The organism is Stenotrophomonas sp. RIT-551 (assembly GCF_026241915.1).
Lineage (GTDB): Bacteria > Pseudomonadota > Gammaproteobacteria > Xanthomonadales > Xanthomonadaceae > Stenotrophomonas > Stenotrophomonas bentonitica_A.
In genome coordinates, this window is record NZ_JAPJIU010000004.1 from 322,019 (window position 1) to 341,490 (window position 19,472).

The 19,472-nt window shown below is 66.3% G+C and carries 20 protein-coding genes; 5 read left to right on the forward strand and 15 right to left on the reverse strand.

Features of this window, described 5'->3' with window-relative positions; all coding sequences use genetic code 11:
- The 7 genes from ORK51_RS07775 to grxD all read right to left on the reverse strand — a co-directional run bounded on the left by ORK51_RS07775 (position 1) and on the right by grxD (position 8,655).
- Entirely contained in the window at positions 1–1,170 is a 1,170-nt protein-coding gene (locus ORK51_RS07775) for a PilW family protein (RefSeq protein ID WP_070427005.1), read from the reverse strand.
- Complete coding sequence (gene pilV, locus ORK51_RS07780; RefSeq protein WP_070427004.1) at positions 1,167–1,649, reverse strand: type IV pilus modification protein PilV; 483 nt, start codon at positions 1,647–1,649, stop codon at positions 1,167–1,169. Before pilV ends, ORK51_RS07775 begins: the two co-directional genes overlap by 4 nt.
- Complete coding sequence (locus tag ORK51_RS07785; protein ID WP_261997347.1) at positions 1,646–2,161, reverse strand: GspH/FimT family pseudopilin; 516 nt, start codon at positions 2,159–2,161, stop codon at positions 1,646–1,648. The genes pilV and ORK51_RS07785 overlap by 4 nt, the downstream gene beginning before the upstream one ends.
- 161 nt (positions 2,162–2,322) lie before the next feature.
- Positions 2,323–3,711 (reverse strand): nucleotide 5'-monophosphate nucleosidase PpnN, encoded by a 1,389-nt coding sequence (gene ppnN / locus ORK51_RS07790; protein ID WP_026070247.1) that lies wholly within the window; start codon positions 3,709–3,711, stop codon positions 2,323–2,325.
- 298 nt (positions 3,712–4,009) lie between these two features.
- On the reverse strand, positions 4,010–7,192 hold the full coding sequence (locus ORK51_RS07795) for a TonB-dependent receptor (protein WP_266084673.1): 3,183 nt from the start codon (positions 7,190–7,192) through the stop codon (positions 4,010–4,012).
- Between the two features lie 405 nt (positions 7,193–7,597).
- A complete protein-coding gene (locus tag ORK51_RS07800) occupies positions 7,598–8,338 on the reverse strand; it encodes an SDR family NAD(P)-dependent oxidoreductase (protein ID WP_070470683.1) in 741 nt (246 codons plus the stop codon).
- A complete protein-coding gene (gene grxD, locus ORK51_RS07805; RefSeq protein WP_019186185.1) occupies positions 8,335–8,655 on the reverse strand; it encodes a Grx4 family monothiol glutaredoxin in 321 nt (106 codons plus the stop codon). The genes ORK51_RS07800 and grxD overlap by 4 nt, the downstream gene beginning before the upstream one ends.
- Positions 8,656–8,817: 162 nt before the next feature.
- Between grxD and ORK51_RS07810 the strand changes: the two genes are divergently transcribed.
- Positions 8,818–9,399: a superoxide dismutase gene (locus ORK51_RS07810; protein WP_261997345.1), complete on the forward strand. Its 582-nt coding sequence runs from the start codon at positions 8,818–8,820 to the stop codon at positions 9,397–9,399.
- A gap of 129 nt (positions 9,400–9,528) precedes the next feature.
- On the opposite strand, the gene ORK51_RS07815 is transcribed toward ORK51_RS07810, so the two are convergent.
- Positions 9,529–10,677 (reverse strand): 5-(carboxyamino)imidazole ribonucleotide synthase, encoded by a 1,149-nt coding sequence (locus ORK51_RS07815; RefSeq protein WP_266084674.1) that lies wholly within the window; start codon positions 10,675–10,677, stop codon positions 9,529–9,531.
- The gene (gene purE, locus ORK51_RS07820) at positions 10,674–11,177 is read right to left on the reverse strand and encodes a 5-(carboxyamino)imidazole ribonucleotide mutase (protein ID WP_019186188.1); all 504 of its coding nucleotides are present in this window, start codon (positions 11,175–11,177) and stop codon (positions 10,674–10,676) included. Before purE ends, ORK51_RS07815 begins: the two co-directional genes overlap by 4 nt.
- 59 nt (positions 11,178–11,236) lie before the next feature.
- Here purE and ORK51_RS07825 point away from each other — a divergent pair, with 59 nt between their 5' ends.
- From ORK51_RS07825 to ORK51_RS07840, 4 genes are all read left to right on the forward strand, one after another.
- On the forward strand, positions 11,237–11,506 hold the full coding sequence (locus ORK51_RS07825; RefSeq protein ID WP_019186189.1) for a Trm112 family protein: 270 nt from the start codon (positions 11,237–11,239) through the stop codon (positions 11,504–11,506).
- A complete protein-coding gene (gene nadC, locus ORK51_RS07830; RefSeq protein ID WP_266084675.1) occupies positions 11,503–12,360 on the forward strand; it encodes a carboxylating nicotinate-nucleotide diphosphorylase in 858 nt (285 codons plus the stop codon). Before ORK51_RS07825 ends, nadC begins: the two co-directional genes overlap by 4 nt.
- Positions 12,361–12,455: 95 nt before the next feature.
- Positions 12,456–13,505 carry a DUF2272 domain-containing protein gene (locus tag ORK51_RS07835; protein ID WP_070426999.1) on the forward strand — a complete coding sequence of 350 codons (1,050 nt, stop codon included), beginning with the start codon at positions 12,456–12,458 and terminating at the stop codon, positions 13,503–13,505.
- A gap of 84 nt (positions 13,506–13,589) precedes the next feature.
- A complete protein-coding gene (locus ORK51_RS07840) occupies positions 13,590–13,946 on the forward strand; it encodes a DUF3301 domain-containing protein (RefSeq protein ID WP_019186192.1) in 357 nt (118 codons plus the stop codon).
- Between the two features lie 232 nt (positions 13,947–14,178).
- Here the strand turns inward: ORK51_RS07840 and ORK51_RS07845 are convergent, their stop codons facing one another.
- From ORK51_RS07845 to ORK51_RS07870, 6 genes are all read right to left on the reverse strand, one after another.
- Positions 14,179–14,622 (reverse strand): ClpXP protease specificity-enhancing factor, encoded by a 444-nt coding sequence (locus ORK51_RS07845; protein WP_019186263.1) that lies wholly within the window; start codon positions 14,620–14,622, stop codon positions 14,179–14,181.
- 152 nt (positions 14,623–14,774) lie between these two features.
- Positions 14,775–15,410 carry a glutathione S-transferase N-terminal domain-containing protein gene (locus ORK51_RS07850; RefSeq protein ID WP_019186262.1) on the reverse strand — a complete coding sequence of 212 codons (636 nt, stop codon included), beginning with the start codon at positions 15,408–15,410 and terminating at the stop codon, positions 14,775–14,777.
- Between the two features lie 160 nt (positions 15,411–15,570).
- Positions 15,571–16,272: a cytochrome c1 gene (locus ORK51_RS07855; protein ID WP_390328394.1), complete on the reverse strand. Its 702-nt coding sequence runs from the start codon at positions 16,270–16,272 to the stop codon at positions 15,571–15,573.
- Between the two features lie 37 nt (positions 16,273–16,309).
- The gene (locus tag ORK51_RS07860; protein ID WP_019186260.1) at positions 16,310–17,569 is read right to left on the reverse strand and encodes a cytochrome b; all 1,260 of its coding nucleotides are present in this window, start codon (positions 17,567–17,569) and stop codon (positions 16,310–16,312) included.
- A gap of 2 nt (positions 17,570–17,571) precedes the next feature.
- The gene (petA, locus tag ORK51_RS07865; protein ID WP_070426998.1) at positions 17,572–18,192 is read right to left on the reverse strand and encodes a ubiquinol-cytochrome c reductase iron-sulfur subunit; all 621 of its coding nucleotides are present in this window, start codon (positions 18,190–18,192) and stop codon (positions 17,572–17,574) included.
- 171 nt (positions 18,193–18,363) lie between these two features.
- Positions 18,364–19,320: a lytic transglycosylase domain-containing protein gene (locus ORK51_RS07870; RefSeq protein WP_266084676.1), complete on the reverse strand. Its 957-nt coding sequence runs from the start codon at positions 19,318–19,320 to the stop codon at positions 18,364–18,366.
- Positions 19,321–19,472 lie beyond the last annotated feature (152 nt).

Genomic DNA, 19,472 nt, shown 5'->3' on the forward strand with positions numbered 1-19,472 from the left:
TCAGTTCCCATAGAGTCGATTGCGCAAGGCCACCGATACTTCATAGCTGGCCCGGTAGCGGGTATCACGGGTATCGGACGGCGCGAACTCCACGCCCAGTGCGCCCTGGCGAGCCACCTTCTGCTGGGCCTGCAGCGCATCGGCCGGCTGCGGGCTGCGCGCCAGCACGCCGACCTGCACCAGGCCCACGCGTCGCCACTGCCCGGCCGCGGCCGCATCGGTGCCCGTGGAGACGCCACTGGCGGTTGCCTGCACGGTGATGTTGCCGATGGGCGAGGCATCGACACTGATGTCCGGGGTCGAATCCAGGCCGAACAGAACCTGCAGGTTTTCGATGCCTTCCACCAGCTCCTCATTGAGCTCGGCCGGGTACGCGCCGGCCGCATTGGCGCGGGCACGGCGCAACGCTGGCTCGCCGGACGCGCCGGCCCCGATGTAGTACACGATGGACTCGGCGCGGTAGACCAGCGTCTGCCCATTGGGCGGCGCATACCTGGACAGGTCCGCGTTGGTCGCCGTGACGGTGCCCCCGGCGACGCTTCCCGGGAAAATGTCGACGTGGGCACAATCGGCGATGCCGAACATGGTCGGCGCAGCGGGCGTGCCCTGGCTCAACCGGGCGGCGCGCTCGGTGTCCACCGTCAATTCACTGCCGCCGCTGTCCGCGGTAATGGCCGTGACCGGAACGCCTTCACCGGCCAGGAAGCGCAGTACCAGCACATCGCTGCCCCCCAGTGGATTCAGCCCGACGATCTCGGACGGCAGGTTGCCTGCGTCACTCCAGGCCTCGCCCAGGGTCAGGGTATCGCCCGGCGCGGTACCCCCCGCTTCATAGCCCTGCACCGCCACCGAAAAATCCAGCGGACTGCCGGCCCCGGACGCAGCGGTGAAATGATGGCGCGGGTCGCCCTCGTCCTTGATGAAATGCGCCTGATCGTTGACGCAGCCGTAGTGGCCGGCCATGCGGATGTCGCGCTCGAGGAAATCGATCGCAAACCGGGCGTTTTCCTGGGTGCGTGCCACGCCTTCAGCCAACCTCGAGGCGGTGCGCGAGGCGATGAAGACCTGGATGACGCCCAGCATCAGCACGGTGCCGATCACCACCGCGACCATCAGCTCGATCAGCGACAGACCCGACTGCCTGCGCCGTGTATTCGGGAAAGGGCTCATAGCTGCGATGTCACGGTGAAGGTGGTCTTTTCATCGGGTTTGTCCTTGTCCCAGCGCTGGTCACCCCAGGCGATCTGGACGGTGACGCTGCCATCTTCGTAGGCCACGTTGGCACTGGCGGTCTCGCCCAATGCCTTGGCCACCTGGCACTGCCACCGCGCGACGTTCTGCTGGATGGTGACCGCATTGCCGGTCGGGCGGCCGCAGGCCCCGGCAACAGCCACCGTCCCGGGCGAGAACGATGCCGTGCTGTACCAGGCCGCCTGATAGCGATTGGCGCGCATCTGATCGATCAGGTCGTACGCCAGGTTGGTCGCCTGGGTGCGGTAGTTGGCGCTCTGGGTGAAGCGCACACTCATGGTCTGCAGCAGCGCGAAGCCGAGCAGGCCGAAAGCAAGCACGACAATGGCGACCAGCACCTCGATCAACGTGAAGCCACCCGGCGCTGCGCGCAGGCGGCGAGGATGCTTGCGCTTCATTGGCACGCTCCCTGGGCACTGCGTGCCTGGCCGGAGGAATTGATGGTCACGGTGCGCTGCATCGGTTGGCCGCTGCATTCGTCCGGCCGCAGGGTCAGCGTCTGGTCGGCAGGCGCCTGGCGGCGACCTCGCCCGTCGAAACTGATGGCCACGTTGTCCGGCCCGTCCACCACCAGCCTGGGGTGGCCCTGGCTGTAGCGCAGGACCGTTTCGCCGGTTTCCAGGGTACCGCTGCCGTCGGGGTCGGCGAAGGCGAGGATGCCGCTGTTCCAGTCCCCGTCGCAGCTGGTGCCGGTGGCGCTGCCACAGACACCGCCGCCCTTGTTGTTGCGGATCGCCTCGCTGCGCGCGAGCGACAGCAGGCCCAGCGCTTCATTGTTGGCCGCGACCACCCGGTTGGAACGGATCACGCTCAGGAAATTCGGGAACCCCACCGCGACCAGCACGGCAAGCACCGCCATGGTCACCATGAGCTCAATCAGTGTGAAGCCGTTGGACCGGCGCAAAGACATGAAACGCTCCCCAGCGTTGATGACACAGAAGATGAACGCCCCGCCGCCGATCAGCAAGCGGCGGCAGGACGAACGGTCGCCCGGAGGCGACAGGCGTCAATGGGTTGACGCAGATCGAGAACCGGCAGCGGCCCCTGCCCGCCGCCGGCCAGGTCAGGCCCTCAGGCCATGACCTTGTAGCAGGGTTGGTACTCGCCGGAGATCTTCATCCGGCGCTGCTCGACGAAGGCGCGCAGCAGTTCATCCAGGGCCTGCATCATGTCCGCATCGCCGTGGATTTCGAACGGGCCGAACTGCTCGATGCGGCGCATGCCGTCTTCCTTCACGTTGCCGGCCACGATGCCGGAGAACGCGCGGCGCAGGTCGGCCGCCAGGGCATGTGGCGGACGGCCGTGGTGCAGGTCCAGCGACGCCATCGCCTCGTGGGTCGGCACGAACGGCTGCTGGTACTCCCACGGAATCTCGATGGACCAGTTGAAGAAGAACGAATCCTTCTGCGCCAGGCGGTGCTCGCGCACGCGCTTGATGCCCTGGGCCATCTTGCGGGCGACGTTGACCGGGTCGCCGATGATGATCTCGTAGCGGCTGGCGGCCTCTTCACCCAGCGTGAGGCGGATGAAGCGGTCGATCTGCTCGAAGTACGGCGCGGCCACGGTCGGGCCGGTCAGGATCAGCGGGAACGGCAGGTCCTTGTTCTCTTCGCGCAGCAGGATGCCCAGCAGGTACAGGATCTCCTCGGCGGTGCCGACGCCACCGGCGAACACGATGATGCCGTGGCCGATGCGCACGAACGCTTCCAGACGCTTCTCGATGTCCGGCATGATCACCAGATGGTTCACGATCGGGTTCGGCGACTCGGCGGCGATGATGCCCGGCTCGGTCAGGCCGATGTAGCGCGTGGTGGTCTTGCGCTGCTTGGCATGGGCGATGGTGGCGCCCTTCATCGGGCCCTTCATCGCGCCCGGACCGCAGCCGGTGCAGATATCCAGCCCGCGCAGGCCCAGCTCGTAGCCGACCTGCTTGGTGTACAGATACTCATCGCGGCCAATGGAATGACCGCCCCAGCAGACGACCAGATTCGGGTCGCCGGGGTTGAGGATGCGCGCATTGCGCAGCAGCCCGAACACCGCATTGGTGATGCCCTCGGACGATTCCAGCTCGGCCGCGTAGGCCGGGCCCATCTCGATGGCCATGTAGGCCAGGTCGCGGACCACGGCGAACAGCAGCTCGGCAACGCCGCGGATGATCTCGCCATCGACGAAGGCCATCGCCGGGGCGTTGACCAGATCGATGCGCACGCCGCGGTCCTGCTGCGCCACCTGGATATCGAAATCGGGATACAGATCGCGCGCCGCGCGCGGATCGTCCGAGGCGCTGCCGCTGGTCAGCACGGCCAGCGCGCAACGGCGCAGCAGCTCGTGCATGCCGCCGCCGGAGGCGTCGCGCAGGCGTGCCACTTCAGCGCGCGACAACACATCCAGCCCACCGCGCGGGTAGATCCGCGCGTCCTGCACCGGCAGCGTACGCGCCGGCTTTTCGTTGATCGTCATGTCCATCTTGTTCGCTTTCCTCAAGGTTACCGACTGTACCGCTGCCCCCTTAAAAAGCAAAACGGCCGGGAAACCCGACCGTTTGGATGTGTCCTGACCGCGACAGGGGCACTGGGCCGTCGCAATTGCACTGATTTCCGCGCAACCAACTGAATATACAGGCATGCACTACCCAGCACAACACTCAGTGGGGCGGCCGATGGAGACTGGGGCGCTCCAGCCGCCCCCGTCCTGACAGACAAAAAAAAGCGACCGGGTTACCCCGGCCGCTTTTCAATCATCCACTAGGTCCGACGCATCAGAACTTGTAGCGGAAGCCCAGCTGCAGCGACCACTGCGACACACCGGTGTTGAAACCGTCGGCGTCCGCGTTGGCGAAGGCGCTGTCGGTCACGGTGGCGCTCGTGTTGCCCTGGCGCTCTGCACGGAACTCGTACAGGTACTTGCCAGTGGTCGGGTCGATGCCGCGGAAGTTGGCGATGCCCTGGTCAGCATAGAAGCCGAAGTCGTCGATGCGACCCCACTTCTTGTTGAGCAGGTTGCCCACGTTCTGGATATCGAGCCAGATTTCGGACTTGTGGCCCTTCATGAAGCCCGGCAACTGCTGGGTGATACGCACGTCAAAGGTGTTGACCCAACCGGCGCGAGCCGAGTTCTGCGGGGTCACCTGGCCGGCGTAACGGTTCAGCTGTGCATTGTTCTCCATCCATGCGAAGAAGGCTTCTTCCATGGCGGCACCGCCGGTGAACAGCACGTCGCCACGACCCTTCGGCACATAGAACAGGTCGTTGTAGGTGCGGCCGTCGCCGTTCATGTCGTTGGAGTACACGAAGCTGTACGGACGACCGGTACGGCCTTCATAGAACATGCCGACCTGGGTCTCGTAGTCACCGAAGAACGCATGCTTCCAGTTCACCGAACCCGAGATGCGGTTGCGGATCTCGTAACGCGAGCGCGCAAGCGCGTTCTCGTTGGCCTGGAAGATGTAGTTGTTGTTCCAGTTCGAGGTCGCCACCGAGGAGGTGTTGCTGGCAACTTCCTTCGCATCGGTATAGGTGTAGCCCAGGTTCCAGGCCCAGTCACTGTCCGGGCTGAACGGCTTGGCCAGGGACACGGTGAACTGCGCGGTGCGGCCCTTGTCGGTGTTGTCCAGCAGCACGGCATCGCTCACCCAGCTCGGGGTGGTCGACTTGGAGGTCGAGGCGTTGGCAACGTTGCCCCAGTAGAAGTTGCGACCGTCCGGACCGCCGGTGTAGCTCGGCTGCATCAGTTCCAGGCGCTTGAAGTACAGACCATCCTTGACCTTGGTCACCAGCAGCTCGGCCGATGCGACCAGACCGTTCCACGGCAGTTCGTGATCGAACGCCAGATTGGCCTTGTACACGGACGGGGTGCGGAAATCGTCGGAGACGAAGTTCACGACCTGCTGTGCCGGACGGTTGCGGTTGTTGTACGGGTAATCGGTGCCCTGGGTGAAGTTCACGCCGTTGTTGGCGTAGATGTTGCCCAGCCACACCTGCGGCGCTTCACCACGGAAGAGGCCAACGCCACCGCGCAGCTGCGTCGGGCGATCGCTGTCGAAGGTGTAGTTGAAGCCCACGCGCGGCTGCACCAGGAAGCCGTTGTCGCCGATCGAACGGTTGTCGTAACCGAAGAACTCGCTGGCGCGCTGGTTGTAGGCCGTGTCCTTGTTGGTGTCGTACTTGTCCGCACGCACGCCCAGGGTCAGGGTCAGGTTGTTGTTGACGTACCACGTGTCCTGCACGAACAGGCCCAGGGTGGTGTAGTCGTAGTCGGCCGCAAGGCTCTCCACGCCACCGTCCACCGGGTTGCGCCAGGTGCTGACCACCGGCGTGTTGTTACGGAAGCCTTCGATGCCGCTGTAGACCAGGTAACCGTCAATGTTCGGTGCGTACAGGTTGTAGATTTCGTTCTTGCTGTAATCCGCACCGAACTTCACGTCATGGTCGCCCAGGGTGAGCGTGCCGGAGGCGAAGTAGTTCCAGGTCTTGGTGTACAGCTCGTTGTACTGGGTGTTGGCTTCGGTACCCAGGTACAGGGTCGGGTTGGCGACCGACTCACGGTTCGAGTTCAGACCGCCGAAACCGATCAGGATCGCCGGAGTACCCGGAGCCGACGGATTACGGATGGCCGAGTAATCGCGGTAGCTGGCCTTGATTTCGGTCGAGAAGTTGTCGCTCCAGTCGCTGAACAGCTGGCCGACGTAGGACTCGATCTTCTTGTCGTGCTGGTACCAGTACGAGCTGATCGAGGCACCGGTGGTCTGGCCGTAGCCGTTGATGCGCAGCTTGTCCTGCTCCAGCTTGCTGTAGCGGAAGCTCGCACGCTGATTGTCGGTGATGTTCCAGTCCAGCTTCAGCGCGTACTCTTCGAGGTTGGTGTCCGAAGCGGCGTCGTAGCTGCCCGCCGACACGCCATAGCGCTCCTGGAAGATCTGCTGGGCCTGCGCGATCTGGGCATCGGTGATGGTGCCGGCGCCGATGGCGCTGCCGGCGATGTCGGCGCCCGGGGCGGACTGCTCGAACTTCTCATAGTTGGCGAAGAAGAACAGCTTGTCCTTCACCAGCGGGCCACCCAGCGTGAAGCCGTAGGTCTTCTCGTCTTCGAAACCGTTGAACTTGCCGCCACCCGGGTTGTCACCGAACCAGCTGCCGTCACGCATGTAGCCGTAGACCGAGCCGTGGAACTCATTGGTACCCGACTTGGTCACGGCATCAACCACAGCGCCGGTGGCGCCGGTGATGGTGATGTCGTAGCTGGACAGGTCGACGTTGATGGCTTCGATGGCTTCCATCGAAACCGGCTGGCGACGGGTCGGGAAGCTGTTGCCTTCCAGGCCAAAGGTGTCGCTGGCGGACACGCCATCGATACGGACGGCGTTGTAGCGCGGGTTCTGGCCGCCGGCGCTGATGCTGCCCGAAGCACGGTCAACGAAAGCGACGCGCGGGTCCAGGCGCATCATGTCCTGGATGTTGCCGCCGACGGACGGCATGGCTTCGATCGTTTCCTGGCTGATCGACGTGCCCGAGCCCATCTTGGTGGCGCTGAACACTTCCGAGCCTGCGGCCACGGCGGTGACCTGCACGGCATCGAGGTTCGTTGCAGCGAGGTCGCCGGTCAGTGCCGCATTGACGGTACCGATCTGGTTGACGCCGAGGTACACACCCTCTTCCGTCTTGGTGCCTTCACCCGGCTTGTTGATGGTGATGGTGTACGGACCACCCACGCGCAGGCCGCGCGCGTTGTAACGACCCGATGCATCGGTCGTGGCGCGGCTGACGGTGCCCGACTCGGTGTGCGTGATGGTGACTTCTGCACCGACGACAGGCGCGCCTGCAGCCGACGTGACCTGACCGCCCACACCGGAAGAGGTGCTCTGGGCGAAGGCGGGAGCGGCGGCAAGTGCAGCCACGAGACCAAGCGTGAGCTTGGACATCCGGAGACAACGGGAGTGGGTCATTGGGGAGTAGCCTCGATGCGAGATTGGCGATGGCGGAGAAAAAAACGCGCCCAAGCAGCCTTGCTGGCGGCTGACTGGACTTTTATCTGGGTTCCCTAGCCGCGAGCTGGTTTCAGCCGCAACGGTTAACACTAGATTAACACGATAGCCTCGGATTGTGACGGTTTGGCGACAAAACACACGCCATCACAACGGGATCATGACGCCATCTTCACATTTGATTGTGACCGGCTGAATGCGGGCTACCGAGGGCCTCACCGGTGTTTGGTTGGCGTTCTGCGGGTTGGCTGGGGAGCCGGCCAGCGGCCGGCACTACCTACTAGGCCCGGGACACATTCAGGAGGCTCTGGGCACGTTGAGGAGGCCCGGGGCACGTTCGCGCCAGCGGTGACGCCTTTGCCGCGCTCAGGCGTCGAGAATCTGGCCGCGATACGCCGCGCCGGCAGCGGACAACAGCAGGACCGCGGCGGCGGCACACTCGGCCGGGTCACGGGCGGTGCGGTCCTCATCCAGCGAGAACGCACGGGCGCGCAGGGCCGTGCGCATCGGGCCCGGCTGCAGGCCACTGACCCGGACCGGGCTGCGGCCGAGTTCGTCATGCAGCGAGGCGATCAGCCCACGAAGGCCGTGCTGGGCGGCGCCGTAGCCCCCCCAATAGGCCTGCCCCACCCGTGCCGGATCGTCCACGGTGAACACCAGCGCGGCATCGTCGCTCTGGCGCAGCAGCGGCAGGCAGGCCTGGGCCAGCCAGGCCGGCGCGGTCAGGTTCACGTGCACGGCGCGGGCGAAGGCGGCCGGGTCAGCCAGCTCGAACGGGGTCAGCCCGGCGAAATCGGCCGCGCAGTAGAGCACCCCATCCAGGTGGCCAAGTTCGGATTGCAGGCGCTCGGCCAGGGTCGCGTAATCGTCGGGGGTAGCCCCTTCCAGATCCAGCGGATACAGCAGCGGCTCGGGACCGGCCGCCTCGACGGCGGCATAGACCCGGTCCAGGCGGCGCGGTTTGCGCCCCAGCAGGACCACGGTTGCCCCGGCCTGCGCGCAGGCCACGGCTGCGGCACTGCCAAAGCCTCCCCCGGCCCCGGCGATGAGAATCACGCGATCGGCGAGCGATCCGGTCCCGACCACCACGGACGGGACCGCGCTCACGGCTGGGAGGCCTCTTCGACGATCCGCTTGAGCTCGCCGGATTCGAACAGCTCCAGCACGATGTCGCAGCCACCGATCAGCTCGCCGTGGATGAACAGCTGCGGGAAGGTCGGCAGGTTGGAGAAGCGCGGCAGGTTGGCGCGGATCTCGGGTTCTTCCAGCACGTTGACCGTGCGCAGCGCGATCGCGCCGGCGGCCATCAATGCCTGGATGGCACGGCTGGAAAAGCCGCACATGGGATATTGCGGAGTGCCCTTCATGAACAACACGAGGGGGTAACGTTCGACTTCGGACTGGATCTGCTGCATCACCGCCACAACGACTCTCCCTCCAATGGGACAACCCGGCCTCACCGGTCGGATAGACTTCCCTGGCCGCCATTGTATGCCCTACCTTCGCGTGGTGGGCACCCTGCCATCGGCCACACTGATGCCGATCCGCGATCGCGCGGCGCTTTCCCTTCCCAATCTGTCGTGCCCATGCCCCTCGAACTGCCTCGCCTCCCCTACGACCGCACCGCCCTGCAACCCCACCTGTCGGCGCAGACGCTGGACCTGCATCACGGGCGGCACCTGCGCGGCTATCTGGACACGGTCAACGCACGTATCGAAGGCACGGAACTGGCCGAGCTGCCACTGGAGGACATCGTCCGCCAGAGCCAAGGCAGCCTGTTCGATGCCGCGGCCCAAGCCTGGAACCACCAGTTCTATTTCCACTGCCTGCACCCGCGCGCCGGTGGCGAGCCGCAGGGTCGGCTGGGCGAACTGGTGACCCGTCATTTCGGCGATGCCAAACGGCTGCGCGAGGCGTTCGACCGGGCGGCGTTGAGCCTGTTCGGCTCAGGCTGGGTGTGGCTGGTACAGCATCCCAACGGCGCGCTGGCGATCCAGGTGACGCGCAATGCGGGCACGCCCCTTACCGGCGAGAGCACCCCGCTGCTGGCCTGCGATGTGTGGGAGCACGCGTATTACCCCGACTACCAGAATGAGCGCGCGCGCTATCTGGAGGCGTTCTGGAAACTGGTGAACTGGGACTTCGTTACCGCGCAGCTGCGCGACTGATGCCCGGCAGCGCACGGCCGTTGGTCGTGCGTCCCGGTCATGCGCCCTGGCAGGTAGTGCCGGCCGCTGGCCGGCTCCCCTTGTACCTTGCACCGCGGGAGCCGGCCAGCGGCCGGCACCACCGGACCTCTAACCGCGCAGGATCTCGATCACCCGCGCGACCTGCTCGCCGCGATCAAGCTGCCCACCGACACGTTCCAATGCATCGGCCAGCACCGCCGCATCGTCATCACGCAGCGTGGCATGGCCAACCTTGCGGCCGTCCCGGGCCTGCTTGCCGTAATCGTGCCAATGGCCGCTGGCCTGGGCGAGCACGGCGTTGGCCTCCGGCATCTGCCCGATCCAGTTGAGCATGCAGGCATGACCCAGCATGCGCGTATCGCCCAGCGGCAGGCCCAGCACGGCGCGCAGGTGGTTTTCGAACTGCGAGGTCTCGCTGCCTTCGATGGTCCAGTGGCCGGAGTTGTGCACGCGCGGGGCCATCTCGTTGGCCAGCAGCTCATCGCCACGGCAGAACAGCTCCAGCGCGAACACGCCGACATAGTCCAGCCGCTCGGCCAGGGTGCGTGCGTAGCCGATGGCCGCCTCGTGCTGCGCCGCTGACAGCTGCGCCGGGGCCAGGCTGGCCGAGAGCACGCCATTGACGTGCCAGTTGCCGGTGATCGGCCAGGCGCGGAACTCGCCGTCCTGCGCCCGTACCGCCACCACGCTGACCTCGCGATCGAAGGCGACGAAACCCTCCAGGATCAACCCGGTCTTGTCGACCTGGCTGCCGAGGGTGTCCCAGGCCGCGTCGATATCGGCGGCGCTGCGGATCCGGAACTGGCCCTTGCCGTCATAGCCCAGGCGGCGGGTCTTGACGATGCAGGGCATGCCGAACTCGGCGACCTTGGCGGCCAGTTCGTCACGGCTGCGGATATCGGCGAAGGCTGGCAGCGGGATGCCCAGCGACTGGAACAGGGTCTTCTCGCTGAGCCGGTCCTGGGCCACGGCCAGCGCATCCGGATGGGGATGCACCGGTACGCGCTCGGCCAGGAACTTGGCGCTGCGCGCCGGCACGTTCTCGAAATCGAAGGTCACCACGTCCACGCGGGCGGCGAACGCGGCCAGGGCCGCCTCATCCTCGAACGCGGCCACCTGCAGTGGCGCGACCTGGCCGCCACAGGCATCGGCGGCGGGGTCGAACAGCTCGAAGCGCAGCCCCATCGGCGCACCGGCCAGGACCATCATGCGGGCCAGCTGACCGCCGCCCAGAATGCCAACGGTCCTGACGCTCATTGACGCGGGTCGTCGTGGGCCATGACGTCTTCGGTCTGGCGGGCGCGGAAGGCCTCCAGCGCCTCGCCGATCGCCGGCTGGTCCGAGGCCAGCATCGCCGCGGCGAACAGCGCCGCGTTGGAAGCGCCGGCGTTGCCGATGGCGAAGGTGGCGACCGGGATGCCGGCCGGCATCTGCACGATCGAGAGCAGCGAATCCATGCCGTTCAGGGCCTTGGACTGCACCGGCACGCCCAGCACCGGCACGGCGGTCTTGGCGGCGATCATGCCCGGCAGGTGCGCGGCCCCGCCGGCACCGGCGATGATCGCGCGCAGGCCACGCTGGCCCGCCTGCTCGGCGTAGGTGAACAGCACGTCCGGCGTGCGGTGCGCCGAGACCACTTTCACTTCATAGGGAACACCCAGCGAATCCAGCTTCTGGGCGGCGTGCTGCATGGTTTCCCAATCCGAGCGGGAACCCATGACGATGCCGACGAGCGGCGCGGTTTGGTTGAGGGTCATTGGCCGTCACCTGCCTTAAAGACGTATTCTAGCCGTCTTCCACGCAAGACGAAGAATCCATGGATCGCAAGCTGCTCGACCTCCTGTGCTCGCCCGATACGCGCCAGCCCCTGTCCCTGCTCGATGCCACCGGTCTGGACGCGCTCAACCGCGCGATCGGCAGCGGCGCCGTGCTCAAGGCCGATGGCAGCCCGCAGGCGCAGACGCTGCGCGAGGCCCTGCTGACCCGCGACCGCAAGCAGGTGTTCCGCGTGGACGATGGCATCCCGGTGCTGCTGGCCGAAGAGGCCATTGCCACCGCCCAGATCGCCGATTTCCCGGAAAAATGAGCCACCTCCCCGTGCCGGCCCCCGAGGCCGCCCTGGTGGCCGCCGATGTGGCCCGTGCACTGGCCGAGGACATCGGCAGCGGTGATGTCACCGCCGCCCTGCTTCCGGACCGCCCCGACACTGCCTACCTGCTGTGCAAGCAGGACGCGGTGATCGCCGGCCGCCCCTGGTTCGATGCGACCCACAAGGCGCTGGATCCGCAGGTGCGGATCGACTGGCGCGTGGCCGAGGGCGACCGTGTCGCCGCCGGCACCGTGCTGGCCCTCCTGCAGGGCCGCAACCGCAGCCTGGTGAGCGCCGAACGCACCTCGCTGAATTTCCTGCAGACCCTGTCGGGCACGGCGACCACCACCGCGCAGTACGTCGCGGCGGTGGCCGGCACCGGCGCGCGGATCCTGGACACCCGCAAGACGCTGCCCGGCCTGCGCGTCGCGCAGAAGTACGCGGTGCGCTGTGGCGGCGGTGACAACCACCGCCTGGGCCTGTTCGACACGGTCATGCTCAAGGAAAACCACATCCGCGCGGCCGGCTCGCTGACCGCGGCGGTGCAGGCAGCGCGCGTGCAGTGGCCGGCGTTGCCGCTGGTGGTCGAGGTTGAAGACCTGAACCAGCTGCGCGAGGCGCTGGAGGTGGGCTGCACCCGCATCCTGATCGATGACTTCGATGCCGCCACCCGGCGCGAGGCCGTGCGCATCGCGGCCGGGCGGATTCCGCTGGAAGTCTCCGGCAGCGTCGGCCTGGACGGGCTGCGCGCGATCGCCGAGGACGGCGTGGACTGCATCTCCATCGGCGGGTTGACCAAGCACGTGCAGGCGATCGACCTGTCGTTGAAACTGGGCCCGCCCCCCGGCTGAAGCGCGTGCCGATCCACGGGCGATGCCTCCCCGCTTTCACGGTATGGGCAGATGCGGTCTGCGAGGCTGCGTCTGCCCCCATCTGGAATGCACGCATGCGCTGCCTGCCGCTTCTCGCCTGCCTGTCTCCCCTGCTCGCGCTGCTGCCGCGCCAGGCATCCGCAGCCGAGGTCTGCGATGTGCCCCCGCGCTTCGGGCTCAGCCCGGTGGCGATCAACATCGTCCGGACCGCCTGCACTGAACATCGCCTCTGGTATCGGCCCTTCATCGACCGCGATGGACGCGCGGCCAGCCTGAGCGTCACTGAAGCCGAGGACGTCCACCTGGCCGACAACGGCCTGGTCGCCTGGCAGCGCGTGGTCGGGTACTGGCGGCAGAGCGGCACGTTGTCGCCGATGGGGAGCCAGCCCGGCGCATCGAGCTGCATGGCCCCGCCGGGTACGCGCTATACCGATACCGATTGCCGTGCTTTCCTGATCGACAACCCATGGTCGGCGGCCTTCATCTCATGGGTCATGACCCGCGCCTCGGTACCCGGCTTCACCCGTTCGCCCCGACACATCGACTATATCCGGGCCGCCTTCCAGAACAGCGGCCCGTACCGCATGGCCGATCCCGCGCAGGAGAAGCCTGCACCGGGCGACCTGCTGTGCTACCTCCGCGACCGGCGCGAAACGCTGAGCTACAGCGGCCTGGTCCAGTCGCTGTCCAACGGCTCGGTCACGCACTGGAAATCGCACTGCGAAGTGGTCATCGCGGCCAACATGGGCGGTGACCGCACGCTGTATCTGATCGGCGGCAACGTCATGAACACCGTGGCGATGCGCAAGCTCTCGCTGGACCGCAGTGGCCGGATCGAGCTGCCGCCGGCCAAAGCCACGGCGAGCGACGGCATGGACCTGGGTTGCACGCCCGGCCGCGAAGAGGAGTGCAGCTTCAATCGCCAGGATTGGGCCGCCCTGCTGAAACTGGTGGCCACCGCGCCCGCGCCGATGCCGACGGTCACCCCGGACCCGGTGACCCCGCCCGCTGCCGGTACTGGTGCCACGGCACCGCCGATGGCATCGCCGGCTTCCCAGGCACCGATGCGGGCTCCCACCGTGGTGCCGCCCCGCCCGCCGGTCCCGCCACCCCGCACACCCTGATCTTGATCAGGCGCATGGCTTGATCCGCGCCGCGTTCGTCGCCATCTTGGAGTCACCGACCTCCCTGACCGCGCCGAGTCACCGATGCCCAGTTTGATCCTGTTGATGATTGCCGGCGCGTTCGCCTACGCCTTCTGGAATTCCTCGCGTGCCGCCGCCGAACGCGCCGGCGTACTCGGGCGCAACGCCTGCCGCGCAGCCGACGTGCAGTGGCTGGACCAGAGCGTGCATGCCACCGGCCTGCGCGTATGCCGCAAGGACAATGGCTGGCTGGGCTGGGAGCGCACCTTCAAGTTCGAGTACTCGCACGATGGCGTGGACCGCCACAGCGGGCGCATGGTGCTGCGCGGCGATCAGCTGATCACCTTCGTGGGGCCGTCGGCGGCGCGGATCAGCGAGATCCGGCGCGACATCGATACCCGCGACGCCGAAGACGTCTGACCCCGGTAGAGCCGACCGTTGGTCGGCTGCGGTTGGCCGTCGCCGTCAATGGGCGTGGAGAGCAGCCGACCAACGGTCGGCTCTACTAGGCCGTCGCCGTCAATGGGCGTGAAGAGCAGCCGACCAACGGTCGGCTCTACCGGGGCGTTGCCGCCGATGGCTGCGGAGAGCAGCCGACCAACGGTCGGCTTTACCCATGAAAATGGCCGCCTTGCGGCGGCCATCGTGTGTCTTATTTGACCACCCGCAGATGCGGGCGACCGCTGGGCTTGGGCGGTGCGTCGTCCGGCGGGGTCGGTGAATCGTCCGGCGGCAGCTCGTCGTCCGGGCCCGGCTCATGGCCGGGGATGTCATCGGGCAGCGCCATGCCCTGCCCGGTCTCGCGGGCATACACCGCCAGCACGGCCGAGATCGGCACCTGCACCGGGTAACTGGTGCCGGAGAAACGGGCCGAGAAGCTCACGCTCTCATTGTCGATATGCAGGCGTACCACGGCGCGCTCGGCGATGTTCAGCACGACGCGACCGTCCTTGACCGCGCTCTGCGGAACCTGCACGCCGGGCATGCCGGCGTCGACCAGGATGTGCGGCGTCAGGTCGTTGTCATTGATCCATTCCACCAGGGCCCGCAACAGGTACGGGCGGTGGCTGGTCATGCGAAAAGTGTCTTCTGTCATGTGGTAGAGCCGAGCCGTGCTCGGCTGCTCTTGATCCGGATTGCCTGATGCAAGTGTACGCGCCCGCCCACCCGCAGGTCAGCCATGGCGCGTACCGGCACCGCGATTTCGTTCAGTACAGCCGTGCCGCACGCGGCACTCGCCACTGCCGATCAGACCGGCAGATCGCGCAGCTTCTTTTCCTGATCGGTCAGGCTGCGGATGAAGCCCGGGTGCCGGAAAATGCGGTTGCCGTAGTCTTCGATCGATTTGCCATCCTTCGGCAACGGCACGTCCAGCGCCTGCAGCCGCCAGATGATCGGCGCCATCGCGCAGTCGGCCAGGCTCATTTCCGGATTGAGGAAGAACTTGCTGGCCTTGAACAGCGGCACCGCGCTGGTCAGCAGTTCCTTGAGACGTTTGCGCCCGGCCTCGGCCTGGGTCTTGTTGCCCAGCTGGATGGCCTGCACCTGCGGCACCCAGTCGTGTTCGATGCGCAGCATCGCCAGGCGGATGCGGGCCCGCGAGAGCGGATCGACCGGCATCAGCGGCGGGTGCGGATAGCGCTCGTCCAGGTACTCGCTGACCACCGAGGCCGCGTACAGCACCAGCTCGCGTTCCACCAGGGTGGGCACGGAGTGATACGGATTGAGATCGATGAGATCTTCGGGCGGGTTCTGCGGGTCGACCGGCACGGAGTCATAAGTGACGCCCTTGGCCGCCAGTACCAGCCGTACGCGATGGCACAGGACATCGTCGTTCGAGGAAAACAGCGTCAGGGTATTCCGCATGCGTACGCTCGCCGCCATCAAAGGCTCTCCAACGTCCGGTAACCGCCGGTCGTATCGGCGCCGCCAGCCCATTGCTGACGGTCGTCACAGTACCCGAGTGTGCAACCGCACATCACAAAAGCCAATAGGTCGATCGTCCCACGTGGGGAACGATCGCCGCGGGAAGGCGCCGGACCGCTCAGTGGACGTCCTTCCAGTATTCCTTCTTGAGCAGATAGGCCAGGAAGGTCAGCAGTGCCAGGAACAGGATCACCCATACCCCCAGCTTCTGCCGCTTCAGGGCGGCCGGCTCACCGGCATACTCCAGGAAATTGGTGATGTCGCGCACCGCCTGGTCGTATTGGCCGGCATCGATGTTGCCGGGCTGTTCGATCTTCAGGCCGACCACCGGCGGGTCTTCGCCGGGATTCTCCGGCTTGCCGTGCACGGCGTGCTGGAGCCCCTGCATTTCCCACAGCGGGTTGGGCATGGAGGCATTCGGGAACACGGTGTTGTTCCACCCCAGCGGACGCGTGGGATCGAGGTAGAACGACTTGAGGTAGGTGTAGACCCAGTCACTGCCCCGCACCCGCGAGATCAGGCTCAGGTCCGGCGGCATCTTGCCGAACCACTTTTCCGCCTGCGCCTTGGGCATCGTCACCGGGATCGGCTCACCGACCGGCGTACCGGTGAAGTTGAGGTTGTTCATGACCTCTTCTTCGCTCAGCCCGAGATCGGCGGCCATGCGCGAGTAGCGCAGGTATTTGAGCGCGTGGCAGCCGGAGCAGTAGTTCATGTAGAGCTGTGCGCCACGCTGAAGCGACGCACGGTCGCTGAGGTCGTTGCCGGCCTGCAGGGTCTTGGCGCCCTCGGCGGCATCGGCCACCGCAACACCGAGCATCAGGGCGGCCGCGCAGGCCAGCCGGACAATCCAGTGGTCAGTCATGCGTGGTCACCCGGTCCGGTACCGGCTTGGTCCTGTCCAGCTTGGTCCATAGCGGCATGGTGATGAAGAAGGCAAAGTACAGGAAGGTCAGCACGCGCCCGATGTAGGTCTCGTGCGCATCCGTACCGGGGCCGGAGCCGATCACGCCCAGCCACACGAAGCACACCGCGAACATGCCCAGCAGACCGCGCGAGAGCAGGCCGCGGTAGCGGTAGGACTTCACCCGCGCGCGATCCAGCCACGGCACCAGGAACAGGATGGCGATCGCCGAGAACATCACGATCACGCCGCCGAGTTTGTTGGGCACCACGCGCAACATCGCGTAGTACGGGGTGTAGTACCAGACCGGCTTGATGTGCTCGGGTGTCACCAGGCGGTTGGCCTCGGTGAAGTTGTCGTGCTCCAGGAACAGGCCGCCGAAGGCCGGCGCGAAGAAGATGATGAAGGCGGCGATGATCAGCAGGAAGCCGGCGCCGACCGCATCCTTGAGCGTGTAGTACGGGTGGAAGGGAATGCCGTCGGTAGGCGCGATGGCCGACCAGCGGTTGCCCTTCGGTCCCTTCTTGATCTCCACGCCGTCCGGGTTGTTGGAGCCCACCTCGTGCAGCGCGCCCAGGTGCAGCACCACCAGCAGCAACAGCACCAGCGGCAGGGCGATCACGTGCAGGGCGAAGAAGCGGTTGAGGGTGGCGTCGCTGGGCAGGTAGTCGCCCATGATCCATTCGGTCAGGCCGGTGCCGATCACCGGGATCGCGCCGAACAGCGAGATGATCACCTTCGCGCCCCAGAACGACATCTGGCCCCATGGCAGCACGTAGCCCATGAAGGCTTCGGCCATCAGCACCAGGTAGATCAGCATGCCGAGGATCCAGACCAGCTCGCGCGGCTTCTGGTAACTGCCGTAGAGCAGCCCGCGGAACATGTGCAGGTAGACCACGATGAAGAACAGCGAGGCACCGGTGGAGTGCATGTAGCGGATCAGCCAGCCCCACTCCACGTCCCGCATGATGTATTCGATGGAGGCGAACGCTTCGGCCGCGTTCGTCTTGTAGTGCATCGTCAGGAAGATGCCGGTGACGATCTGGTTGACCAGGATCAGCAGCGCGAGCGAGCCGAAGTAGTACCAGATGTTGAAGTTCTTCGGCGCGTAGTACTCGGTGACGTGCTTGCGGTAGACCGGCATCAGGCCCGGCGCGCGTGCGTTGACCCAGTCGGCGACGCCGGTGGCGGTGCGGGAAAGGATATTGGCCATGATCAAGCCGCCCCCTGCGGATCAACGCCGATGATGATGGTGTTGTCGTCCTGGTAATGGTGCGGCGGCACCAGCAGGTTGATCGGTGCCGGAACATCCTTGAACACGCGACCGGACATGTCGAAGCGCGACTTGTGGCAGGGGCAGAAGTAGCCTCCCTTCCACTGGGGGTCGTAGGGCTCGGGGCGGATCTCGGCGACCATTTCCGGCGAACAGCCCAGATGGGTGCACAGCCCGACCAGCACCGAGACCTCGGCCTTGATCGAGCGGAATTCGGGATTCTGCTTGAGCACGTACTCGGGCTGCTGTTCTTTCTCGCCCGATCCGGGATCCTTGAGGCGGCCGTCCAGCCCGTGCAGCGCATCGAGGATGGCCTTGGAGCGCTTGACGATCCAGATCGGCTGTCCACGCCACTCCATGACCAGACGCTGGCCTTCCTGGAGCGCACTGATGTCGGCAATCACCGGGGCACCGGCCAGTTTGGCGCGAGCGCTGGGATTCCAGGACTTGATGAATGGTACCGCTGCAAATCCGACGCCGACCGCTCCGACCACCGCAGTGGTTGCTGAGAGAAACCGCCGACGTCCAGTATTGACTGGATCGTTTACCCCATCGTTGGCCATCCGGCACTCCGATATTGATTTAGGTAGCTTGAGGCTGCCAGCAGACCGGTGGGGGCCAGTCCACATTGAATCAGCCGCGAGTGTAGCTGAACCGAAGTCGGCCACACAACGCGGTACTACGGAACGACATTACCCCGACAGTACGGCATCAGGCACCACCGGCGCCATGGGTCATTGATGGCTGGCCACGGCGCCGCGGTAGCGGTCGGCCAACAGGGCCACCCGCTTCACGTAATACTGGGTCTCGCTGTAAGGCGGCACGCCACCATGGCGATCGACCGCGCCCTCGCCGGCGTTGTAGCCCGCCGCGGCCAGGGTGAGATCGCCGTTGAAGCGCTTGAGCAGCCAGGACAGGTACTGCACACCGCCGCGGATGTTCTGCGAGGCATCGAAGGAATCGCTGACCCCGAAGCGGCGCGCGGTCGGCGGCATCAGCTGCATCAGCCCCTGCGCGCCGGCCCGGCTGAGCGCGGTCGGGTTGTAGGCCGATTCGGCATGGATGATCGCGCGGACCACCGCCTCTTCCACCCCGAACTCGCGGGCCGCGGCGGCGATCTCGCTCTGGTAGGCCGTGGTGTTGAGCCGTACCGAGCCGAAGTTGACCGCCGGGTTGGCGCCACAGGCGTAGCAGCGCTCGATGAAGCTGTAGTGGATGGTGCGGACCTGGCCAAGGCTGGCGACCCCACTCGGGCGTGCGCTGGTGTAATGGCGCACGCCGTCTTTCATATAGGCATACAGCTGGCCACTGCGGACCTTTCCAGCCTTGTTGCCAGCCGCCGCCGGGGCGGAGGGCGCGGTCAGCACCGTGGCCGGGACGGGGGACGGTGCCGGGGCCGGGTTGATCGCGGTCGCCGCGGTGGCGGTATCGGCCCGGGCCGGCGCTGGCGCCGCGCGGGCGATCGGGGCCGCCGGGGCCGGCGCGGGCGGCGCTGCCAACGCCCGGCGAGGCGCCGCGCCGCGGTCGGGCCGGTAGCTGCTGATCACGCTGCAGCTGGCCCCGGCCACGCGCTTGCTCACATAGCTGGGAATGCCGTCGCTGCCAACACACTTGTACAGGGTGCCCGCACTGGCCGGCATAGCGGTCAGCGCAGCCAAGGCCAGCGCAGCGATCCCCAACATCCCCTTCATGAGCGGGAGTGTCCCCAATTCGCCGGGGATTGCCAAGGGGGGCGCCCGACCCGGCTACAATGGCCTGCTCACCGCAGCCAACCGGCTGCCTGCCCGCCCACCCGACTGGAATAAGCGCCATGACCGGGACGCCAGCTTCGACCGCGCCGACT

Excerpts from the sequence above, each read along its gene's own strand:
- purE (WP_019186188.1), bottom strand. The coding sequence starts at position 11,177 with ATGACCCTCAACCAAACCGCGCCGCTCGTCGGCATCGTCATGGGTTCC.
- ORK51_RS07785 (WP_261997347.1), bottom strand. The coding sequence starts at position 2,161 with ATGTCTTTGCGCCGGTCCAACGGCTTCACACTGATTGAGCTCATGGTG.
- ORK51_RS07775 (WP_070427005.1), bottom strand. The coding sequence starts at position 1,170 with ATGAGCCCTTTCCCGAATACACGGCGCAGGCAGTCGGGTCTGTCGCTG.
- ORK51_RS07840 (WP_019186192.1), top strand. The coding sequence starts at position 13,590 with ATGCCCAGTTTGATCCTGTTGATGATTGCCGGCGCGTTCGCCTACGCC.
- ORK51_RS07845 (WP_019186263.1), bottom strand. The coding sequence starts at position 14,622 with ATGACAGAAGACACTTTTCGCATGACCAGCCACCGCCCGTACCTGTTG.
- ORK51_RS07855 (WP_390328394.1), bottom strand. The coding sequence starts at position 16,272 with ATGCTCGGTGTTGCGGTGGCCGATGCCGCCGAGGGCGCCAAGACCCTG.
- ORK51_RS07810 (WP_261997345.1), top strand. The coding sequence starts at position 8,818 with ATGCCCCTCGAACTGCCTCGCCTCCCCTACGACCGCACCGCCCTGCAA.
- nadC (WP_266084675.1), top strand. The coding sequence starts at position 11,503 with ATGAGCCACCTCCCCGTGCCGGCCCCCGAGGCCGCCCTGGTGGCCGCC.
- pilV (WP_070427004.1), bottom strand. The coding sequence starts at position 1,649 with ATGAAGCGCAAGCATCCTCGCCGCCTGCGCGCAGCGCCGGGTGGCTTC.
- ORK51_RS07850 (WP_019186262.1), bottom strand. The coding sequence starts at position 15,410 with ATGGCGGCGAGCGTACGCATGCGGAATACCCTGACGCTGTTTTCCTCG.
- ppnN (WP_026070247.1), bottom strand. The coding sequence starts at position 3,711 with ATGACGATCAACGAAAAGCCGGCGCGTACGCTGCCGGTGCAGGACGCG.
- ORK51_RS07860 (WP_019186260.1), bottom strand. The coding sequence starts at position 17,569 with ATGGCCAATATCCTTTCCCGCACCGCCACCGGCGTCGCCGACTGGGTC.
- ORK51_RS07795 (WP_266084673.1), bottom strand. The coding sequence starts at position 7,192 with ATGACCCACTCCCGTTGTCTCCGGATGTCCAAGCTCACGCTTGGTCTC.
- petA (WP_070426998.1), bottom strand. The coding sequence starts at position 18,192 with ATGGCCAACGATGGGGTAAACGATCCAGTCAATACTGGACGTCGGCGG.
- ORK51_RS07815 (WP_266084674.1), bottom strand. The coding sequence starts at position 10,677 with ATGAGCGTCAGGACCGTTGGCATTCTGGGCGGCGGTCAGCTGGCCCGC.
- ORK51_RS07835 (WP_070426999.1), top strand. The coding sequence starts at position 12,456 with ATGCGCTGCCTGCCGCTTCTCGCCTGCCTGTCTCCCCTGCTCGCGCTG.
- ORK51_RS07825 (WP_019186189.1), top strand. The coding sequence starts at position 11,237 with ATGGATCGCAAGCTGCTCGACCTCCTGTGCTCGCCCGATACGCGCCAG.
- ORK51_RS07870 (WP_266084676.1), bottom strand. The coding sequence starts at position 19,320 with ATGAAGGGGATGTTGGGGATCGCTGCGCTGGCCTTGGCTGCGCTGACC.